Source organism: Amycolatopsis sp. NPDC114505, assembly GCF_055633615.1.
The window spans coordinates 655,284-674,360 of sequence record NZ_JBVKDV010000001.1; the positions used below are offsets into that span (position 1 = coordinate 655,284).

The window sequence follows — 19,077 nt, forward strand, 5'->3', positions numbered from 1 at the left end:
CTGAGCGGGTACGCCGAACGGGTTCACATGATCGGCCGGTTACCCGAACCGTCGTCGGACCGGGAGCATTGGTTACACGTCCCGTGAGTTCTTGACCGAACGGCGATCAGGACTTCACTGCGTGCTCATATGCCGCGAGCAAGGACTTCGCCGAGTTCTCCCAGGACAGCGCGCCGGCCACCCTGGCCTGCCCGAGCTTGCCCATCCGGACCCGCTCCTCCGGGTCGTCGAGCAGCTGCGAGACGAGCTTCGCGAACGCCGATTCGTCGTTCGCCGGGGCGTAGACCGCCGCGTCGCCGGCCGAAACGCGCGCTTCGCGCAGTTCGAACGAGACGATCGGCTTGCTCATCGCCATGTACTCCATGACCTTGTTCATCGTGGAGACGTCGTTGAGCGGGTTCAGCGGGTCCGGCGACAGGCAGACGTCGGCGGTGGAGAGGTAGCGGACCAGGTCCTCGTCGGGGATCCGGCCGGTGAACTCGACCTGGTTGGCCAGCCCGAGCTTCGCCGAGAGCGCCACCATGTCGTCGAAGGCGTCGCCGGAGCCGACGAACACCGCGTGCCAGTCGGTGCGCCCGATCTCGTCCCGCAGCTTCGCGAGCGCGCGCAGGGCGTAGTCGACGCCGTCCTGCGGGCCCATCACGCCGAGGTAGGCGAGCATGAAGGGCTTGCCCTTCTTCAGCTCGGGCTCGACCGGAACCTCGTGGAACCGCTCGACGACCGGGGCGCTGCGCACCACGAAGACGTCCTCGGGCTTCTTGCCGCCGCGGATCCGGGCGACCTGCTTGTAGCTCTCGTTCGTCGAGATCACGACGTCGGCGGCGCGGTAGGTGGCGCGTTCGAGCGCGCACACCCCGCGGTAGAGGAGGTCCTGCCCGCGGTCGAACCGCGAGAGGTACAGCTCCGGGCAGAGGTCGTGCTGGTCGAAGATGAACCGCGCGCCCTGCCGCTTCAGCACCTTGGCGACCACGTACAGCAGGTCCGGCGGATTGCAGGCGTGCACGACGTCGACCGGCCCGATCTTCCGGGCGAGCCGCAGCGTGTGCCACAGCGCGGTGCCGTACTCCTGCAGGTAGCCGGCCGGTCCGCCGGTCGCCGCCTTCAGCGGGTACCGGTGGATGTGGACGCCGTCGACGACGGCTTCGGCCTCGGTGTCGCGCTTGGTGCCCTGCGGGCAGATCACGTGGACTTCCCACCCGGCGTCGCGCAGGGTCGTGGACTCCTGCCAGACCCGCCGGTCGAAGGGGACGGAGAGGTTTTCGACGAGGATGAGCGCTTTACCAGGCAAGGCCGGCGTATCCCTCTTCAAGGCGACGCTCGGCGGCGTCGGGCAGGCGGACGAGGTCGATGAGGGCCCGGTCGCCGCCGTGCGGCAGGGCCGCCAGCACGTCCGGGTCCTTGGTGCCGACGAGCAGGACGTCGGCGTGGTCCATGACTTCTTCGACGGACCCGGCGAGCAGCTGGCCGAGGTGCGGCAGCCGGCTCTCGATGTACTCGCGGTTGGCGCCCATCAGCCGCGAGAGGCTGACGTTGGCGTCGTAGATCTTGAGGTCGAAGCCCTTGCCGAGCAGCTTCTCGGCCAGCTCGACCAGCGGGGACTCGCGCAGGTCGTCGGTGCCCGGCTTGAACGAGAGGCCGAACAGCCCGACCTTGCGCTTGCCGGTGCGCGCGACCAGGTCGAACGCGCGCTGCAGGTGATCGGCGTTGGACGCGAGCACGTGCGACAGGATCGGCACGCTGACGTCGTTGCGGTGCGCGGCGTAGACGAGCCCGCGCAGGTCCTTCGGCAGGCAGGAGCCGCCGAACGCGAAGCCGGGCTTGAGGTAGGCCGGGCTGATGTTGAGCTTGGTGTCGGCGAGGAAGACGTCGATCACCTGGTGCGAGTCGAGGCCGAGCGCCCGGCAGATCGAGCCGAGCTCGTTCGCGAACCCGATCTTCAGGCCGTGGAAGGAGTTGTCGGCGTACTTCGTCATCTCCGCCACCGGGATCGGCACGCGGAAGACCGGGCCGGGCAGGCCCTCATAGAGCGCCGCGACGGCGTCGCCGCTGGCCGCGTCGATCTCGCCGATCACGGTCTTGGGCGGGTCGAAGAAGTCGCGGACGCTGGTGCCCTCGCGCAGGAACTCGGGGTTCACCGCGACGCCGAAGTCGACGCCGGCCGTGCGGCCCGAGGACTTCTCCAGGATCGGGATCAGCAGGTCCAGGCAGGTGCCCGGCAGCATCGTGCTGCGGAAGACGACGGTGTGCCGCTCGCTCTTCTTCGCGATCGCCTCGCCGATCTCCTCGGCGACGCGCTCGAGGTAGACGGTCGAGAGGCTGCCGTTCGGCGCCGACGGCGTGCCGACGCAGACGAGCGAGATCTCGCTGTCGGCGACGGCTTCCGCGACGTCGGTCGTGGCTCTCAGCGCGCCGCTCGCGACGACTTCGGCGGTCAGCTCGCCGATCCGCTCCTCGACCACCGGGGCCTTGCCCTGGGTGACGAGGTCGATCTTGACCGGGTTGACGTCCACCCCGACCACCCGGTGCCCCTGCCCCGCCAGGCACGCGGCGGAGACACAACCGACATAACCGAGCCCGAAGACACTGATCCTCACGCCAAAACCTCCGCTATTCCACGCGACCCTCAAGTTGGTCGCCGCGCTCCCCTGGATCGTTACCGCCGGGACGGCGAACGGGGTAATGCGTGAGGAGGCCGTTAGGCGTAACTGTTTTCGGGTAAAAATGAGGTCTCGAAAATGCATGTTGCAGTGGGTGGGCAACGCGGTCGGTGCGGTTCCGGTCAGCGGGTCCCGAGAAGCCGTTTCCGTTCCGGGGTGTAGGTCCACCACGGCCGCGGTGGGGCGCCGTCGGCTTGGTCGACCGCGGACATGAACGTGTCGAGCACGCAGGGGTCGTGCCGGACGCCGTCGGTCTCGCAGAGGCGTTCGTACAGCTCGACGGCGTCCTGCCCGGCGAGCTGGCCGGGCTCGGTGATGCCCAGCCGGGCGAGGTCGCGGACCATCGCGGGTCCGATGTTCGCCAGTTTCAGCAGTTCCTTGCTCATGCCCCCAGCACAGCAGCCGGGGCCGATCCCGTCAGATGCGGATCGGCCCCGGTTCGCGCGTGCGTCAGTTGTTGTTCACGAAGGTGGTCGCGAGGCTCTGGCCCTTGCTCGTCGCGTTGGCGTGGTTCTCGATCGGCGAGACGGTCGAGTTCTTGAAGCAGATGTACGTCACACCGGAGTCGGTGCCGCCGTTGGACGGGTCGGGGTTGATGCCGAGGTCCTTCGCGGTGGCGTAGGAGGCTTCACCGATGATCTGCGTCGGCCCGGTGTCGCCGATGACCGCGTACTCGACCTTGCCGTTGTAGATCACGGCGCAGGAGCCGCCGCCCTTCAGCTGCGACGACGAGTACTTCCAGATGCTGCTCGAGCTCGGCACGACGATGTAGGGCAGCTTCGCAGCGTTGAGCGGCTTGCCGTCGGACTGGTGGAATGCCGTGTCGTCCTGGTAGCAGCAGTCGGTGTCTTCGTTGCACTGCGAGGAGCGCTGGCCGTCGCAGTCGATGTCCATGTCGGCTTTCCAGAACACGGCGCCGTTGGCGTCGCAGACGGCGACCGTCTTGGCCGAGACGTCCTCGTCGGTCTTGTACTTGCCGTTGGAGATCTGCTTGCAGCTGGTCGTCTTGGCGAGCAGCTGGGCCGCGGTCGGGGCGGCCGCGGTGGTCGCCGGCGCGGCGGCGGGGGCCGGGGCTGCCGACGCGAGGGCCGAGGGCATCACGGCCGCGGCCAGCGCCAGTGTCGCGAGCAGGATCAGTTTCCGCATACCTGGTGCTCCCTTTAGTTAGGAAACTTTCCTTACGGCGGCGTGGCGACCAGGATGCACCCGGGCGAGAGCCGGTACAAGACCTGACGGTGCGGGAATTTCCCATCATGCGAACGAAGTTGACGAAAAGGCTGCTCACCGGAGCGGGACGCGCGAAACGGGTTCGGGACGTGTGCCGTTGGCCGGGACTCGCAGGTCGCGCGGAATCAGGCTTAACGGACAGCGCGCCGGAACACCCGGCTCACCCAGTTCCCGGCCCGCCGGTGCCCGGCGACGAGCACCTCGTCCAGCCAGTCGCCGTCGAGGTCGTGGCTCAGCTCCGTGCGCGCCTGCAGCCAGCCGTCGTGACTCGCCGCGCCGCCGTCGCTGGAGTACACCCGCGTCGCGCCCGCCTGCTTCAGCCGCGTCAGCACCTTCTTGTCGTAGGCGCCGAACGGCAGCGAGTACCGCCGCACCGGACGGCCGCAGAGGTCGCCGAGGAGCTTCGGCGCGTCCGTCAGCTCACGGCGGGCATGCCGGTCGTCGAGCCGGCGCCAGTCGCGCGGCTCCCAGCCGTGCGAGCCGATCTCCATGCCCCCGCGCACGAGCTCGCACAGACCGGCGCGGTCGAGGTAGCCGCGCTGGCCGAGGCGGCCGGCGAGCGGGAAGAACTCGGCGGTCAGCCCGCGGTCGACCAGCCGCGGCAGCGCGATCTCGACGTCGGACTCGTTGCCGTCGTCGAAGGTGAGGTGGACGTCGCCGCGGTCGGCCACGGCTTCCAGCACCCGCTCGAACTGCTCGACCGTCACCCAGCGCTCGTCCTCGCCGGGGTCGAGCTGGCGAGCCGGCCGCCCGATCCCGTGCAGGGCGAGGTTCACCGTCACCACTTCCACCGCCTGCCACTGCGAGTAGTCGATTTGTTACCTCGATTAATCGCCATGGCAAACGGGTGAGTTACAGGTTTTCCGGAAAATCAGCCCTTCCGGATTTCGAGCGTGCAGCACTTGGGTCCGCCGCCGGCTTTCCGCAGCTCGGAGATGTCGACGTAGACCGGCTCGTACCCCCGATCGGCGAGGAGTTCACCCAGTCGGGTGGCCTCGACGGGCAGGACGACATTGCGGCCGTCGGAAACGCCGTTGAGGCCGAAGCATTCGGCGTCTTCCTTCGTCGCGAGCACGGCGTCCGGGAAGAGCCGCTCAAGCACGCGGCGCGAGCCGGCCGAGAACGCCTCCGGGTAGTAGACGATCTGCGCGCGCGTCGTGTCCGTCGCCTCGGCGAGCACGAACAGCGCCGTGTCGAGGTGGTAGTAGCGCGGGTCGACCAGGTGCAGCGAGACGACCGGGACGCCGAGGACCTCCTGCGCCTCGGCGTGCGCGGCCGGGTCGGTGCGGAAGCCGGTGCCGGCGAGCAGCAGCGTGCCGGTCCAGGCGAAGTCGCCCTCGGCTTCGTTGATCTTCTCGGGCATGGTGATGTCGCGGTAGCCGTGCTCGACGAACCAGCGGCGGAAGTGCTCGGCCTCGGCGGCGCGCTGCGGCGCGCGGAACCGCGAGCCGAGGACGCGGCCGTCGACGACCGTGCCGGAGTTCGCGGCGAAGACCATGTCGGGCAGGCCGGGCTGGGCGTCGATCTCCTCGACGGTGTGGCCGAGACGGCGGTAGGTGTCGCGCAGCTCGGTCCACTGCTCGACGGCTTTGTCGGCGCTGACCGGCTGGGTCGGGTCCATCCAGGGGTTGATCACGTAGTCCACCGCGAAGTGGCGCGGGGGGCACATCAGGTATCGACGGGTGGTCGGTACGCGCATCGCCTGCATGAATTCAGGGTAAGGGGCGCCTAATCTCGCAATCAATCGCTGTTCGCTGCGCACATCTGTGCTAAGTGTTGCGTGTGAACACCATCGACCAGCGAATCGTTTCGTGCCTCGTGGCGAACGCGCGCTCCAGCTACGCGGAGATCGGCAAGGTGGTCGGCCTGTCCGCCCCGGCGGTGAAGCGGAGGGTCGACCGGCTCCTCGAAACGGGCATCCTCCGCGGGTTCACGGCGGTGGTCGACCCGGAGGCGCTGGGCTGGGGAACGGAGGCGTTCGTCGAGGTCACGTGCCAGGGCAACATCACGCCGGCCCGCATCCGGGCGCGCCTGGAGCCGTTGCCGGAGGTGGTGGCGGCGTACACGGTGTCGGGAGCGGCGGACGCGATCGTCCACCTGCGCGCGGCGGACATCCACCACCTGGAGACGGCGCTGGAGCGGCTGCGCGGGCTGGAGATCGTGGACCGGACGGTGTCGACGGTCGTGCTTTCACGGCTGCTGGAGCGGCCGCCGACGCCGGAGAGCTGACGCCTCCGGCCCCCGTCTTCCAGCTTATCGGCGGGGACCGACAGTTCCGGTGGCTCAGCTCTTGAGGGCCCGCAGGACCAGCGGGGCCTCGTCCGGGTGCAGCCGCAGCTCTGTGCGGCCGCCCGTCGCGTGGAACGTCACCGCCTGGCGGTCCACCGCCTGCATCGTCAGCTCGCCCGGGTCGAACGCCACCGGCTCGGCGCCCGGCGTCCGCCACGTCGCCGGCCCCTCGCCCACCGCGAGCCAGCCCCGCCGCTCGCGGCCGGACGTCGCCTCGTCGTCGCGCAGCACGCACGGGAACTCGACCCGCTCGCCGCGCGCGAACGCCGCCGCCCGGGCCCGGCGACGGCGGCCGCCGAACAGCTCCGACATGTCGATCATCGTCAGCAGGTTGCCCACCAGCACCACCAGCAATTCCCCCATGCACCACTAATACCCTGACGCGATGACCGACAGCATCGTCAGCGAGCACACCGGTGGCGTCGCGCTGCTGACCGTCGACGCGCCCGCCAGCCGCAACGCGCTCACCCTCGACCTCTCCGCCCAGCTCGCGGCCGCCGTCGAGGCCGCGGAACGGGACGAGTCGGTCCATGCCGTCATCGTCACCGGCACGCCGCCCGCGTTCTGCGCCGGAGCCGACCTGAGCGCGCTCGGCAGCGCCGACGAGACCGGCCTGCGTGCCATCTACGAGGGCTTCCTCGCCGTCGCGCGGTGCACGCTGCCGACCATCGCCGCGGTCGGGGGCGCCGCCGTCGGCGCCGGGCTCAACCTGGCGCTCGCCGCCGACGTCCGCCTCGCCGGGCCGCGCGCCAAGTTCGTCGCCCGCTTCCTCGAGCTCGGGCTGCACCCCGGCGGCGGGATGACGTGGATGACGCAGCGGCTGGCCGGCCCCCAGCAGGCCGCCGCGATGACGTTGTTCGGGCAGCCGCTCGACGCCGAAGCGGCCGTACGCGCCGGGCTGGCGCTCAGCGTGGTCGAAGGCGACCTCATCGCCGCCGCGAAGGAGCTCGCGGCCCCGGCGGTCGCCGCGCCGCGCGAAGCGCTCCTGGCCACCAAACGCAGCCTCCGGACGACCGCCTCGCTGGCCGCGCACGCCGACGCCGTCGACGTCGAAATCGAGCCGCAGCTCGCGTCGCTGGCCTCGCCGGAGTTCGCCGAGCGGCTCGAGGCCATGCGGGCCCGGATCCGCGCCCGTTCCTGATCCCAGCAAGTGGACACCCCTACGCGAGACCCGGGTCACAGCGAAGACAAGGGTTTACCCGTTACCATCGGTCACACATATTTGTCGGACCAGCACAGGAGACCGCTAGCGCAGCAATGAGGTCGTTCCGGACGGCGGGAGTCTAGGAACATCGTTGTCGAGCGCGAGCTAACCTCGTGGTAGGGCCTGGTGATCTGAGTGTCACGACACCGGGCAGGCGACCGATGGCCGCAACGTCGGGAGAGAGGGAATCCCTGACCCATGAGCACGAGTGCGAACGGCAACGGCGCTGGTCACGGCTCGCTCGCCGCGACCAGGCCGACCGAGATCAGCAAGCTGGACCGGGTCGTCATCCGGTTCGCCGGCGACTCGGGTGACGGCATGCAGCTGACCGGTGACCGCTTCACGTCCGAGGCCGCCGCGTTCGGCAACGACCTGTCGACGATGCCGAACTTCCCCGCCGAGATCCGCGCGCCACAGGGCACGATCCCCGGCGTCTCGAGCTTCCAGGTGCACTTCGCCGACTACGACATCCTCACCCCCGGCGACCGGCCGGACGTGCTGGTGGCGATGAACCCGGCCGCGCTCAAGGCGAACCTCGCCGACGTCCCGCACGGTGGGACGATCATCCTGAACACCGACGACTTCATCAAGCGCAACCTGACCAAGGTCGGCTACGCGACCGACCCGCTCGACGACGACACCCTCGCGCCCTACCAGGTGCACCGGGTCGCCATGTCGACGCTGACCCAGGGCGCGCTCGCCGACACCGGCCTCGGCAAGAAGGACGCCGAGCGCTGCAAGAACATGTTCGCGCTCGGCCTGCTGTCGTGGATGTACCACCGGCCCACCGAGGGCACCGAGCAGTTCCTGCGCGAGAAGTTCGCCAAGAAGCCGGACATCGCCGAGGCCAACATCCTGGCCTTCCGGGCGGGCTGGAACTACGGCGAGACCACCGAGTCGTTCGCGACGACGTTCCAGGTCGCCCCGGCGAAGCTGGCCCAGGGCACCTACCGGCAGATCACCGGCAACACCGCGCTCGCCTACGGGATCGTGGCCGCCGGGCAGCGCTCCGGCCTGCAGATCCTGCTCGGCACGTACCCGATCACGCCGGCGTCGGACATCCTCCACGAGCTGTCCAAGCACAAGAACTTCGGCATCATCACCTTCCAGGCCGAGGACGAGATCGCCGGCATCGGCGCCGCCCTCGGTGCGTCCTACGGCGGTGCGCTCGGCGTCACCTCGACGTCGGGCCCGGGTGTCGCGCTGAAGTCCGAAGCCGTCGGCCTGGGCGTGATGGTCGAGCTGCCGCTGGTCGTCATCGACGTCCAGCGCGGCGGCCCGTCGACCGGCCTGCCGACCAAGACCGAGCAGGCCGACCTGCTGCAGGCGATGTTCGGCCGCAACGGCGAGTCGCCGGTCCCGATCGTCGCGCCGCTGTCCCCCGCGGACTGCTTCGACGCGGCCGTCGAGGCCACCCGGATCGCGCTGAAGTACCGCACGCCGGTGCTGCTGCTCTCGGACGGCGCGATCGCCAACGGCTCCGAGCCGTGGCTGATCCCGGACGTCGAGACGCTGCCCGACCTGCACGTCGAGTTCGCGTCCGAGCCGAACGCGGACAACGACTCCGGCGAGTTCTGGCCCTACGTGCGCGACCCCGAGACGCTCGCCCGCGCCTGGGCCGTGCCGGGCACGCCCGGGCTGCAGCACCGCATCGGCGGGCTGGAGAAGGCCGACAAGACCGGCCACATCTCCTACGACCCGGCCAACCACGAGAAGATGGTCCGGCTGCGCCAGGCGAAGGTCGACGGCATCGACGTCCCGGACGTCGTGGTGGACGACCCGTCCGGCGGCAAGGCGCGCGTGCTGGCCCTGGGCTGGGGCTCGTCCTACGGCCCGATCGGGGCCGCGTGCCGCCGGGTGCGCAAGCTCGGCCTGCCGATCGCGCAGGCGCACCTGCGTCACCTCAACCCGCTGCCGGCCAACCTCGGCGACATCCTGCGCAGCTACGACAAGGTCGTGGTGCCGGAGATGAACCTGGGCCAGCTCGCGCTGCTGCTGCGAGCGAAGTACCTGGTGGACGTGCACAGCCACACCAAGGTCGCGGGCATGGCGTTCAAGGCGGAAGAGCTGCAGAACCTGTTCTCGGAGATCATCACTACGGAGGCGGCGAAATGACCGCGATCGACATCGGGCTCCCGACCGTCGGCGGCCTCGACCTTGTGCCGACGACCGACGAGCCGCAGAAGGCCAAGGACTACAAGTCCGACCAGGAAGTCCGCTGGTGCCCCGGCTGCGGCGACTACGTCGTGCTGAACGCGGTCCAGTCGTTCTTGCCCACGCTCGGCCTCAAGCGCGAGAACATCGTGTTCATCTCGGGCATCGGCTGCTCGTCGCGCTTCCCGTACTACCTCAACACCTACGGCATGCACTCGATCCACGGCCGCGCGCCGTCGATCGCGACCGGCCTGGCCACCACGCGCCCGGACCTGTCGGTGTGGGTCGTCACCGGTGACGGCGACGCGCTGTCCATCGGCGGCAACCACCTGATCCACGCGCTGCGCCGCAACGTGAACATCAAGATCCTGCTGTTCAACAACCGGATCTACGGCCTGACCAAGGGCCAGTACTCCCCGACGTCGGGCCAGGGCATGGTCACGAAGTCGACGCCGATGGGGTCGGTGGACACACCGTTCAACCCGCTGTCGCTGGCGATCGGCGCGGAGGCGTCGTTCGTGGGCCGCGCGATGGACTCCGACCGCAAGGGCCTCACCGAGGTCCTGCAGGCCGCGGCGCAGCACCGCGGATCGGCGCTGGTGGAGATCTACCAGAACTGCCCGATCTTCAACGACGGCGCGTTCGACGTCCTCAAGGACGCCGACGAGGCCGCCGCCCGGCTGATCCCGCTGCGCGCCGGCGAGCCGATCCGCTTCGGCCCGAACCAGGAGTTCGGCGTCAAGCGCGGCGACTGGGGCGGCCTCGACGTCGCCAAGGTCGCCGACATCGGCGAGGACAACGTCGTGGTGCACGACCCGTCGATCTACGACACGTCGTACGCGTTCGCGCTGTCGCGCCTGGGCGACCAGAGCCTCAACCACGTCCCGACGGGCATCCTCCGCCAGGTCGAGCGCCCGACGTACGACGACGGCGCCCGCGCCCAGGTCGAGCAGGCCCGCGCGGCCCGCACGCCCGACCTGCAGGGCCTCCTGCGCGGCAAGGACACCTGGACAGTCGCGTAGCTCCTGCTTTTCCGAAGGCCGCCATGCCCGGTGCATGGCGGCCTTCGGCGTTCGGGGGTTGCCTCGATTGGGACACGTGTCCTAAGTTTTAGGTCATGCGACCTTTCGTGTTCTTCGATGTCCGGACGTCCGATGCGGACGGCAGCAGGCGGTTCTTCGGCGAACTGCTGGGCTGGCAGACCTCCGGCGCCCTGCTGACCGAAGACGGCCGGCCCTGGGGCGGTCTCACCGAGCTGGCCCCGGACGACGACCGCACGCCGCAGTGGCTGCCCTACGCGCCGGTGTCCGATGTGGACTCCGCGGCGGCGAAGGCGGTGGAGCTGGGCGGAAAGATCATGCGCGAACGAACGGACCTGCCGGTCGGCTCCCTGGTGGTGGTCACCGATCCCGGCGGCGCCGCGCTCGTCCTGTTCCAAGCGGCGTGAAACGACGAAGGGCCGCCCGCGGGCGGCCCTTCGTCACGGAAAACTCAGCTGAGCGGCCGGAACCCGACCCGCTCGGCGTCCTCGGCGGTCCGGAACCACACCTCGGCCACCATCTTCGGGAACTGCGCCGAATCGTCGGTGCAGTACCGCAACGCCGTGACGCTCGCCTTCACCTCGAACCCGTCACCCGGTCGTCCGCCGCCGGGCCGCGGCATCGCCGAGCCGGGACCGAACGGGCCGGGCGGGACGGCGTCCCCGGCCGCCTGCCGCGCGGGCGGGGGCTCCGGCGCGGCCAGTGCGGCGGCCTGGTTCGGCTGCACCGACGGCTCGAACAGCGAACCGCTGTGCGCGCCGGAATGGTCGGTCTCGCGCCGCTCGACGGTGCGCATCGACGGCTGGATCGGTTGCGGCGCCTCGAATCCACCGCGCAACGCCTCGCGCGGCTGCCGCTTCGGCAGCACCTGCGTCGACTCGGCCGGCGTCTCCGGCGGCACTTCCAGCTCGCCATTGGCCCCGGAGTCGTCGCCGGCGAACGCGTACTGCGGCTCTTCCTCCGGCTCGTCTTCTTCGACCTCTTCGGTCTGCTCGCCGCCGACCGACAGGTAGCGCGTGCGCTCCATCGGCTCTTCGAACGCCGACCGTTCGCTCGGCTGCTCGTGGTCGAACCAGTCCGGCGTCGCCGCCGCGGGCGTCTCCCCCGCCGGCGGCTGGAACAGCGAACCGGCCGCGGGTTCCGGGTCGAGCTGCTGCTCGAGCCGCGAAAGCGCCGGCGTGGCGGGCTCGAGCTCGTCCTCCGGCGCCAGGTACTCGGTCGCCGCCGTGCGGTACGGGTCCTCGGGCTCCGGCTCGCTGACCGGAGTCAGGATCTGGGTCTCCGAGGCGCGGTACGACGCGTCGTCGGGCTCCGGCCGGAAGGCGTCGTCGGGCTCCGGGTGGGTCCCCGGCGGCACCTGCGAGTCCAGCTCGGCGAAGTCCGCGTCGATGTCGTCGTGGACGTCATCGCGGTTGAGCGGCGCCGCGGCGACGAGCGTGCCCGGGTAGGACGTCTCCTGCCGCGACGGCGACGGCTCGAACCGCGGCTCGGGACGCGGCTCCGGCCGGGTGAAGGTCTCGGTGCCCGGCGCGGCCAGCCCGGCGGCGTTCGCGGGGGTCCGCGCGGCGTCGGCGTGGGCCTGCGCCAGCGAACTCTCCAACTTGCGGACGCTCTTGCGGAGCGGCAGCACCAGCACCAGCCAGGTGAGCAGCACCCCGACGAAGAACGCCGCGAGACTCCACAGCCAAACCTGTCCGAAAATGGACATCTCTTCCTGCCCCTGTTAGTGCGTGCGCGCGACCAGGTAGTCGGCGACCGACTCGCACGCGTCCCGGGCGGGTGACGCGGGCAACGCGGCAAGCTCGGCTCGCGCGCGCTGAGCGTAGTCGGAAAGGGTGACGCGTGCTCGATCGAGTCCGCTACTCGCCCGCAGCAGCTCCAGGGCCTCCTGGACGACGGCGTCGTCGGCGATCGGGCCGGAAAGCAGCTCGGTGAGCCGCGGATCCGTGCCCGGGTCGACGAGCGCGTACAGCATGGGCAGCGTCCGGACGCCTTCGCGCAGGTCGGTGCCCTGGGCCTTGCCGAGCTCGTCGGACGGCGAGGCGATGTCGATGATGTCGTCGGAGATCTGGAACGCGGTGCCGATGATGTCGCCGAACCGGCGCAGCGCCTGGATGTGCTCCTCGGCGGCGCCGGACATCATGCCCCCGAAGCGGCCGGACGTGGCGATCAGCGAACCGGTCTTCTGCGCGATCACGGTGAGGTAGTGCGCGACGGCGTCGTCACCCGGTCCGGGACCGACGGTCTCGCGCATCTGGCCCGTGACCAGCTCGCCGAAGGTCTCGGCGATGATCCGCGCCGCGTCCGTGCCGAGGTCGGCGACCAGGCGCGAGGCGTGCGCGAAGAGGAAGTCGCCGGTGAGGATGGCGATGGTGTTGTCCCAGCGGGCGTTGACGCTCTCGGCGCCGCGGCGCATGTCCGCCTCGTCCATGACGTCGTCGTGGTAGAGCGTGGCGAGGTGCACCAGCTCGACCGCGGCGGCGGCGATCACGACGTGGTCGTCCTGCTTCGGGCCGAACTGCGCGGACAGCAGGGTGAAGAGGGGACGGAAGCGTTTGCCCCCGGCCTCGACCAGGTGCAACGCGGCGTCGTTGACGGCCTGGACGTCACTGCGGACGACTTCGCGCAGCAGCTTCTCGACGTCGGCCAGCCCGGTGGCGATCGCGCGCAGCAGGGTCTCGTCGGCGATCTGCAGGCCGACCGACGCGCGCAGGTCCTCGAGGGCGCCACCCGGCGCAGCGGGGAGGGATCCCGCCCCGGGGGCTGGGGATGGCACAGACACGTCGGCTCCGCTCTACTCGTGCACCGGTCGGGTATTGCCTTGAGCGTAGTGGCTACCCCGCGCCGCCGTTTACCCGCTGTCCTGCGGAAACGGTGACGAACATGACACCTCGGCGGCGCTCGATCCGGAGGGGCCCGCCGCGTGCCGCCGTCACTCTAGGTGAAACGGGGCCGGATCCGGATACCGACGGGATTACCCACCGGGTGGTTCATGATCCACGAAGGGGTGATCAGCGCTTTCGAGCGCAACGGACGTCGCCGGGGGGCGGATATTCACCTCGAGGAAGAGCGTCGCTCTCCCCGGTCGTCAAGGAGGACGCGACATGCGCAACACGATCGCGAGGCGGGGTGCGCTCGCCGGGACATTGATGGTGGTAGGACTCACCGTGGCCGCGGCGCCGGCCCAGGCCGCTCCCCAGCCGGGCGTGGCCCAGATCGGCTCGGCCGAGTTCACGAAGTCCGGCACGACGGTCACGGTGCCGGTCCAGGGCAAGTGCTCGGTGGACGGCCCGACGAGCGCAACGGCCCAACCGGTGTCGAAGACGGGCATCACCTTCGGCGGCGGCACGTCGTCCTGCACAACGACGGTGACGAACCCCGACACGGACGCGACCACGACGACGTCCACGGCAACGGGCAAGAACTTCGAGTTGTCGGCCCTGGTGAGCGCGGGCGGCCCCCGCGTCAAGCTGTCGACGTTCAAGGTGACGTGCACGGCGACCCAGACGCAGACGAACGCGAACTGGAGCTTCGGAGGCATGTCCGGCATCCCGAACCCGCCGAGCCCGGTCCCGGTCGGTTATTCGGCACCGATCAAGAAGTCCAACGGAACGGTGCTGGCGAACGCGGTGTTCAACACGCAGAACCTCCCGGGTGACGGCAGCATCGGTTTGACGATGTTGCGGATCAATTTCCTCCCGGCATCGGGAATCAGCGGCCAGGTGGTGCTGGGCCACACGTCCTGTTCACCGACCCCGTAGGGGAATGGAAGGGCCGCGGCCGAGGGGGCCGCGGCCCTTCGTTTTTTCCCGTCTTTTGGGGCGAGGGAACCCTGGTAGTGTGCGGGCCGTCGGATACGCAGGGTGCCCGGGGCGGAGCACACTGCAAGCTAGGGGAGAGCTGATGACGACGGGGTTGTGCGATGTCTGAGGGTCCGGTCTACGACCCGAACACCCGGCGAGCGCCGCTGCGGGGGTTGACCCACCGCGCGGGGGCTTATGGGGGCGGGGGCGGCGGAGCGGGGTTCGAGTACGACGAAGCGACGCTGCGCGAGTTGATGCACGAGTGGAACGACTTGGCGAACGAGTTCAAGCTCGACCAGGAGACCGCGATCGTCCTCGCCCGCACCAAGGGGCCCGGCGTTGAGTACGCGAGCGGCGGTAATGCGAAGAAAATTCAACATTCGGGGAACGCCCTTCTCCAAACGCTGAGTCAGCGTGAGGAGTACTGCCGGAGTATGGCCGCCAAACTCAAGGCCGCTTTGGGCAAGTACGCAGGAGCTGAGAGCGACCAGACCGCCGAAATCAAGCAGACCGGAGGCAGTCTCTGATGCGCCGCACCGCTGTTCTAACGCTCAGCGCATTGATGCTCGGCACCACCGCGTGCTCGACCACGAATCCGGGTACACCTTCGCCTTCTAGCGGTACAACGAGTACAAACAGCTCGCCGGGGACCGAGGGCGCCGTGCCGGGCCCAGGAGTTCCTAAAGTACCAAGTCCGGTCGATGTCACTAGGTTCAAACAGGCACCCTGCGATGCACTTAAGGCCACCCAAATCACGGAACTGCTAGGTTCCGGAGTATCGGAAAAATCTGACCCACAGGCCGCGGCAGGCCCCAGTTGCGCCTGGGACTCACCTGACGTCTCCCAAGCCGGTGTGGCGATAATCTTCACGGGCGCGGACCAACTCGGCCTGACCAGTGTCTATGCAGCTCAGGGTAAGCAGTATCAGTTTTTCAAGCCTCTGGCAGCTATCGACGGTTTCCCTATCGTGGCCTACGGCGTGAACGACGAACGAAAGACTCGCGGTCGCTGCGCTGTCGCCCTGGGAGTGAGCGACACTCAAGCCGTTGACATCCATGTCGCACAATCCGAAGACAACGTCGGCAAGAAGGATCCATGTGACGCGGCCCGTGATATCGCTTCACGGGTGCTCAGTAATCTCCGTGGAGCCAACTGATGGCTACCGAGGGCCCACTGACGGCAACGCAGATCTACGAGCAGATCACCGGCGGTGAGGGCGTCGCCTCGCTCGCTGACGCCCAGGACAGTGCGGGACACCTGACCAATCGGATGGTTGAACGCGCCCAGCGGATCAGCTCTCTTCGGGCCAAGACCATGTCCGGGTGGCAAGGCGGCGCGGGGCAAGCTGCTGCCGATGCCACCCTTCCTCTTGTTCAAGCCGCTGCCGATGATGCTGTTCACCTCAGGACCGCGCAGGCTGCCGTTGGTGCTCAGATGGATGCCTTTGGGACCGTCAAGTACTCCGTCAAGCCCGTTCCTCCTCAGCCTCCTGAGCTCACCTCGGCGGATGTTCTTCATGCCATCAACGGCGATGGTTATGAACCCTACAAAACCAAAGTCGCCGGCTGGCAGGCTGACAGTCAGGCCAACATCGATGCCTTCAGTGCCTATCACTCCGCCAGTGGCACCAATGGTGGGCAGATGCCCGCTCAATACGCTCAGCTCTCCGACTCCGGATCGCCCATTGGGATGACCGATCGGGCTGACCGCACGACCGGCCCCACTGATACCGGTGAGTGGGCTCGGGATCCTCGGCAGCCGCAAGTTCCGTCGCAGCAGAATCGGCAGACCGTCCAACCCGGACAGAACCAGGTCCACAACCAGGTTCAAAACCAAGTCCAGCAACAGACCCAGAACCACAACCAGTTCCAGAACCAAACTCAGCAGCCCGGCGCCAATGATCCGGACGGCACCCACGCCAACAGCTACGTTCCCAAGCCCGTCGTTCCTCCCGCCGCTCAGGGTGGGTATCAGTTCGGGCCTACCGGGCAGCCTGGTGGCAACTTTGGTGGGAACAACGTCTTCGGCCCCGGGGGCTACTCGGGCGGGTTCGGACCGGGGACGGGGACCGGATACCAACCGGGAACGAATACCGGCACCGGGTACCGACCAGGAGCGGGAACAAGCACGGGCACAACGCCAGGACAACCCGGCATGCGAACCCCCGGAGCGAACACCGGCGCCCGCATGCCCGAAGAACGGCTCCCCGGCGGGGCTGCCACCCGAGGGGCCACCGGACAGCGGGGCGCCAACGGCATGCCCATGGGCGGCCCCCTCGGTGGGGGACGTGGCAAAGAAGAAGACCGCGAAAAGAAAAAAGCCCCCTACCTGCAAAACCCCGACCCGGACGAAACCTTCGGTGGCTTCCCGGAAAAGCCGATGCCTCCGGTGATCGGCGAGAAGAAATAACACATGCTCAACGCCGAACTCTCCCTGAACACCCTGCTCACCGCCCTGCGCAACGTCGGCTGTGGCGACCCTCACCCAGTCCTCGCAAAAGGACTTCGGTACATCCCACCGTCCGCGAAACAGCACATAAACCGGGAAGCCTTCGAGGAACTCAGCGAACTCGGCTTCACCCAGGGCGACGGCTTCACCCCGGAATTCGAAGACGTCCTGCACCTCATCGGCAGCCCGGCGACCGCAGTCCACGGCTACGCCCGAGACGAGACCGCCCAACGCGGCATTCTCGTCGCCGCCCGCGGACGCTCCATTGTCTCCGTCGTCTGTCTGGGCGATCGGGTTGAACTCAGGGGTGTGGACACAAGCCCGGAAGACGCTCTGGTGGCGAACCTGCCGCCGTACGAGCCGGCGCCCATCAAGCCCTTCTCGCTGCCGAAGGAAGACTTCGAAAAGGCCGAAGAGAGCGACATCTTCGACGACGCCCCCGCCCGGAGCCGGGAAGCGCAGGAGCTCGACGCCTTCTTCCGGCAGCCGCACTTCGGCCTTGGGCAGCTCTACGCCGGGGCCGCCACCGTCAACTACCTCGACCTCGAAGCCGGACGCGTCGGGATCGCGCTCGACGGCGACTACATCAGTGTCCTGCCCGGTGAGCCGAAACAACTGAGCCAGAAACTAAAAGCCGCCGCTCCCAACTGACAGGAGCGGCGGCCGGAGAAAGCAACGACTCAGGAAGCGAAACCGCCCGCGCCTGCCCAGCCCAGGGCGAATGCCGGGACCAGGCCGAGGATCAGCGTCACCGCTGTGCCCAGGAAGATCGCCGTTCCCGTGCCGAAGCCCGGGACCGACACCGATGGCCCGTCCGCCGCCGGCTCGGAGAAGTACATCAGCACGATCACCCGCAGGTAGAAGAACGCCGCCACCGCGCTGAACACCAGGGCCACCACCACCAGCGGGGCCATTCCGTCCGACAGCGCCGCCGAGAACACCACGAACTTGCCCACGAAACCGGATGTCAACGGGATCCCGGCCAGCGCCAGCAGCAAGAACGTGAAGACCCCGGCCACCAGCGGTGACCGCTTCGCCAGCCCGGCCCACGCCGAGAGGTGCGTCGCCTCGCCCGAGGAATCGCGGACCAGGCTGATCACGCCGAACGCCGCCAGCGTCGTGAAACCGTACGCCAGCAGGTAGAACAGCGTGCTCGACAGCCCGTCCTTCGTGATCGCGATCGCGCCCACCAGCAGGAAGCCCGCGTGCGCGATCGACGAGTACGCGATCATGCGCTTGACGTCCGTCTGGGTCAGGCCCAGCACCGCGCCGATCACCATCGAGATGATCGCGACGCCCCACAGGACTCCGCGCCATTCCCAGCTGGTCGAACCGAACGCCACCGACAGCACCCGCAGGATCCCGCCGAACGCCGCGACCTTCGTGCACGCCGCCATGAACGCCGTCACCGGCGTCGGCGCTCCCTGGTACACGTCCGGGGTCCACGTGTGGAACGGGCCGACCGAACCCTTGAACAGCAGGCCCACCACGAGCAGGCCGAGGCCGGCGAACAGCAGTGTGTCCGACCGGTCCGAACCGGCCGCCGCGGCCGCGATGTCGCCCAGCTTCACGGAGTTCGCGTAGCCGTACAACAGCGCCAGTCCATAAAGGAAGAACGCCGACGAGAACGCGCCGAGCAGGAAGTACTTGACCGCCGACTCCTGCGACAGCAGACGACGGCGCCGGGCCAGGCCGCACATCAGGTACAGCGGCAGCGACAGGACTTCCAGCGCGATGAACATCGTCAGCAGGTCGTTCGACGCTGTAAACGCCATCATGCCGCCGAGCGCGAACAGCATCAGCGGGAAGACCTCGGTCTGCATGACCGTCGCCGTCTGGGCGCGGTCCTGGACCGTGCCCGGGCGGATGCCGGCCTGCGCGACCAGCGCGCCGCCCGGCTCGACCACGCGGTCGGAGATCAGCAGCACCGCGCCGACCGCCAGGGCGAGCAGCGTGCCCCAGAGGAACAGCGCCGGCCGGTCGATCGAGATGGCCCCGCTGAACGTCTTGACGCCGCCCGCGGGCGCGTCACCCGTGGCGTAGATGAACAAGCTCGCGCCGGCCACGACGATCGCCGCCAGGCTCAGCACGACCTGCGCGCCGAACCGAGAGCGCTTCGAGGCGAACGCCTCCACCAGCACGCTGAGGCACGCCGCGCCGAAGACGATCAGCATCGGCAGGACTGCCGGGTAGTTCACCGACGGCGTCACGATCGGTGGCTCCGGCGCCTGGGTCAGGAGGATGTCGAGCACGGT

At 68.9% G+C, this 19,077-nt stretch carries 20 protein-coding genes; 10 read left to right on the forward strand and 10 right to left on the reverse strand.

The genetic code is table 11. The features are described from left to right. Nucleotides 1-106: 106 nt before the first annotated feature. The 6 genes from ACZ7OU_RS03275 to ddaH form a co-directional block, all read right to left on the reverse strand. Entirely contained in the window at nt 107-1,288 is a 1,182-nt protein-coding gene (locus ACZ7OU_RS03275) for a glycosyltransferase family 4 protein (RefSeq protein ID WP_470239596.1), read from the reverse strand. Next, complete coding sequence (locus ACZ7OU_RS03280) at nt 1,278-2,594, reverse strand: nucleotide sugar dehydrogenase (RefSeq protein ID WP_470239597.1); 1,317 nt, start codon at nt 2,592-2,594, stop codon at nt 1,278-1,280. The genes ACZ7OU_RS03275 and ACZ7OU_RS03280 overlap by 11 nt, the downstream gene beginning before the upstream one ends. A 185-nt stretch (nt 2,595-2,779) precedes the next feature. Continuing rightward, nucleotides 2,780-3,043, reverse strand: coding sequence for a helix-hairpin-helix domain-containing protein (locus tag ACZ7OU_RS03285; RefSeq protein WP_470254078.1), 264 nt, complete (start codon nt 3,041-3,043; stop codon nt 2,780-2,782). 64 nt (nt 3,044-3,107) lie between these two features. After that, entirely contained in the window at nt 3,108-3,803 is a 696-nt protein-coding gene (locus ACZ7OU_RS03290) for a glycoside hydrolase family 75 protein (RefSeq protein ID WP_470254079.1), read from the reverse strand. Between the two features lie 212 nt (nt 3,804-4,015). Next, nucleotides 4,016-4,675, reverse strand: coding sequence for a polysaccharide deacetylase family protein (locus ACZ7OU_RS03295; protein WP_470254080.1), 660 nt, complete (start codon nt 4,673-4,675; stop codon nt 4,016-4,018). Nucleotides 4,676-4,755: 80 nt separating this feature from the next. Continuing rightward, on the reverse strand, nt 4,756-5,583 hold the full coding sequence (gene ddaH / locus ACZ7OU_RS03300) for a dimethylargininase (RefSeq protein WP_470255871.1): 828 nt from the start codon (nt 5,581-5,583) through the stop codon (nt 4,756-4,758). 83 nt (nt 5,584-5,666) lie between these two features. On the opposite strand from ddaH, the gene ACZ7OU_RS03305 reads away from it, so the two are divergent. Beyond that, the gene (locus ACZ7OU_RS03305) at nt 5,667-6,113 is read left to right on the forward strand and encodes an Lrp/AsnC family transcriptional regulator (RefSeq protein ID WP_155548792.1); all 447 of its coding nucleotides are present in this window, start codon (nt 5,667-5,669) and stop codon (nt 6,111-6,113) included. Nucleotides 6,114-6,167: 54 nt separating this feature from the next. On the opposite strand, the gene ACZ7OU_RS03310 is transcribed toward ACZ7OU_RS03305, so the two are convergent. Continuing rightward, a complete protein-coding gene (locus ACZ7OU_RS03310) occupies nt 6,168-6,536 on the reverse strand; it encodes a hypothetical protein (protein ID WP_470254081.1) in 369 nt (122 codons plus the stop codon). Between the two features lie 22 nt (nt 6,537-6,558). Here ACZ7OU_RS03310 and ACZ7OU_RS03315 point away from each other — a divergent pair, with 22 nt between their 5' ends. The 4 genes from ACZ7OU_RS03315 (at nt 6,559) to ACZ7OU_RS03330 (ending at nt 10,978) form a co-directional block, all read left to right on the forward strand. Then, complete coding sequence (locus ACZ7OU_RS03315; RefSeq protein ID WP_470254082.1) at nt 6,559-7,314, forward strand: enoyl-CoA hydratase; 756 nt, start codon at nt 6,559-6,561, stop codon at nt 7,312-7,314. A gap of 261 nt (nt 7,315-7,575) precedes the next feature. Continuing rightward, nucleotides 7,576-9,492, forward strand: coding sequence for a 2-oxoacid:acceptor oxidoreductase subunit alpha (locus ACZ7OU_RS03320; protein ID WP_470254083.1), 1,917 nt, complete (start codon nt 7,576-7,578; stop codon nt 9,490-9,492). Further along, nucleotides 9,489-10,553, forward strand: coding sequence for a 2-oxoacid:ferredoxin oxidoreductase subunit beta (locus ACZ7OU_RS03325; RefSeq protein WP_470239604.1), 1,065 nt, complete (start codon nt 9,489-9,491; stop codon nt 10,551-10,553). The genes ACZ7OU_RS03320 and ACZ7OU_RS03325 overlap by 4 nt, the downstream gene beginning before the upstream one ends. A 95-nt stretch (nt 10,554-10,648) precedes the next feature. Next, entirely contained in the window at nt 10,649-10,978 is a 330-nt protein-coding gene (locus ACZ7OU_RS03330; RefSeq protein WP_470254084.1) for a VOC family protein, read from the forward strand. A gap of 44 nt (nt 10,979-11,022) precedes the next feature. Here ACZ7OU_RS03330 and ACZ7OU_RS03335 read toward each other — a convergent pair whose 3' ends face one another. Beyond that, the gene (locus ACZ7OU_RS03335; RefSeq protein ID WP_470254085.1) at nt 11,023-12,279 is read right to left on the reverse strand and encodes a sunset domain-containing protein; all 1,257 of its coding nucleotides are present in this window, start codon (nt 12,277-12,279) and stop codon (nt 11,023-11,025) included. Between the two features lie 15 nt (nt 12,280-12,294). Then, entirely contained in the window at nt 12,295-13,347 is a 1,053-nt protein-coding gene (locus ACZ7OU_RS03340; protein ID WP_470255872.1) for a polyprenyl synthetase family protein, read from the reverse strand. Between the two features lie 328 nt (nt 13,348-13,675). Between ACZ7OU_RS03340 and ACZ7OU_RS03345 the strand changes: the two genes are divergently transcribed. The 5 genes from ACZ7OU_RS03345 to ACZ7OU_RS03365 all read left to right on the forward strand — a co-directional run bounded on the left by ACZ7OU_RS03345 (nt 13,676) and on the right by ACZ7OU_RS03365 (nt 17,473). Further along, nucleotides 13,676-14,332 (forward strand): hypothetical protein, encoded by a 657-nt coding sequence (locus ACZ7OU_RS03345; protein WP_470254086.1) that lies wholly within the window; start codon nt 13,676-13,678, stop codon nt 14,330-14,332. Between the two features lie 161 nt (nt 14,333-14,493). Continuing rightward, the gene (locus tag ACZ7OU_RS03350; protein WP_470254087.1) at nt 14,494-14,901 is read left to right on the forward strand and encodes a hypothetical protein; all 408 of its coding nucleotides are present in this window, start codon (nt 14,494-14,496) and stop codon (nt 14,899-14,901) included. Nucleotides 14,902-14,936: 35 nt separating this feature from the next. Continuing rightward, nucleotides 14,937-15,530 (forward strand): DUF3558 domain-containing protein, encoded by a 594-nt coding sequence (locus tag ACZ7OU_RS03355; protein WP_470255873.1) that lies wholly within the window; start codon nt 14,937-14,939, stop codon nt 15,528-15,530. Then, a complete protein-coding gene (locus ACZ7OU_RS03360; protein WP_470254088.1) occupies nt 15,530-16,783 on the forward strand; it encodes a PPE domain-containing protein in 1,254 nt (417 codons plus the stop codon). Before ACZ7OU_RS03355 ends, ACZ7OU_RS03360 begins: the two co-directional genes overlap by 1 nt. 3 nt (nt 16,784-16,786) lie before the next feature. Beyond that, nucleotides 16,787-17,473, forward strand: a complete 687-nt coding sequence (locus ACZ7OU_RS03365; RefSeq protein WP_470254089.1) for an ESX secretion-associated protein EspG — start codon at nt 16,787-16,789, stop codon at nt 17,471-17,473. A 29-nt stretch (nt 17,474-17,502) separates the two neighbouring features. On the opposite strand, the gene nuoN is transcribed toward ACZ7OU_RS03365, so the two are convergent. Beyond that, a complete protein-coding gene (nuoN, locus tag ACZ7OU_RS03370) occupies nt 17,503-19,074 on the reverse strand; it encodes an NADH-quinone oxidoreductase subunit NuoN (protein WP_470239612.1) in 1,572 nt (523 codons plus the stop codon). Between the last annotated feature and the right edge of the window lie 3 nt (nt 19,075-19,077).

What these genes read in the sequence shown, in the direction of transcription:
- ACZ7OU_RS03285 (WP_470254078.1), bottom strand. Translation starts at nt 3,043, where the DNA reads ATGAGCAAGGAACTGCTGAAACTGGCGAACATCGGACCCGCGATGGTC.
- ACZ7OU_RS03330 (WP_470254084.1), top strand. Translation starts at nt 10,649, where the DNA reads ATGCGACCTTTCGTGTTCTTCGATGTCCGGACGTCCGATGCGGACGGC.
- ACZ7OU_RS03335 (WP_470254085.1), bottom strand. Translation starts at nt 12,279, where the DNA reads ATGTCCATTTTCGGACAGGTTTGGCTGTGGAGTCTCGCGGCGTTCTTC.
- ddaH (WP_470255871.1), bottom strand. Translation starts at nt 5,583, where the DNA reads ATGCGCGTACCGACCACCCGTCGATACCTGATGTGCCCCCCGCGCCAC.
- ACZ7OU_RS03290 (WP_470254079.1), bottom strand. Translation starts at nt 3,803, where the DNA reads ATGCGGAAACTGATCCTGCTCGCGACACTGGCGCTGGCCGCGGCCGTG.
- ACZ7OU_RS03320 (WP_470254083.1), top strand. Translation starts at nt 7,576, where the DNA reads ATGAGCACGAGTGCGAACGGCAACGGCGCTGGTCACGGCTCGCTCGCC.
- ACZ7OU_RS03355 (WP_470255873.1), top strand. Translation starts at nt 14,937, where the DNA reads ATGCTCGGCACCACCGCGTGCTCGACCACGAATCCGGGTACACCTTCG.
- ACZ7OU_RS03325 (WP_470239604.1), top strand. Translation starts at nt 9,489, where the DNA reads ATGACCGCGATCGACATCGGGCTCCCGACCGTCGGCGGCCTCGACCTT.
- ACZ7OU_RS03365 (WP_470254089.1), top strand. Translation starts at nt 16,787, where the DNA reads ATGCTCAACGCCGAACTCTCCCTGAACACCCTGCTCACCGCCCTGCGC.
- ACZ7OU_RS03360 (WP_470254088.1), top strand. Translation starts at nt 15,530, where the DNA reads ATGGCTACCGAGGGCCCACTGACGGCAACGCAGATCTACGAGCAGATC.
- ACZ7OU_RS03345 (WP_470254086.1), top strand. Translation starts at nt 13,676, where the DNA reads ATGCGCAACACGATCGCGAGGCGGGGTGCGCTCGCCGGGACATTGATG.
- ACZ7OU_RS03350 (WP_470254087.1), top strand. Translation starts at nt 14,494, where the DNA reads ATGTCTGAGGGTCCGGTCTACGACCCGAACACCCGGCGAGCGCCGCTG.
- ACZ7OU_RS03315 (WP_470254082.1), top strand. Translation starts at nt 6,559, where the DNA reads ATGACCGACAGCATCGTCAGCGAGCACACCGGTGGCGTCGCGCTGCTG.
- ACZ7OU_RS03310 (WP_470254081.1), bottom strand. Translation starts at nt 6,536, where the DNA reads ATGGGGGAATTGCTGGTGGTGCTGGTGGGCAACCTGCTGACGATGATC.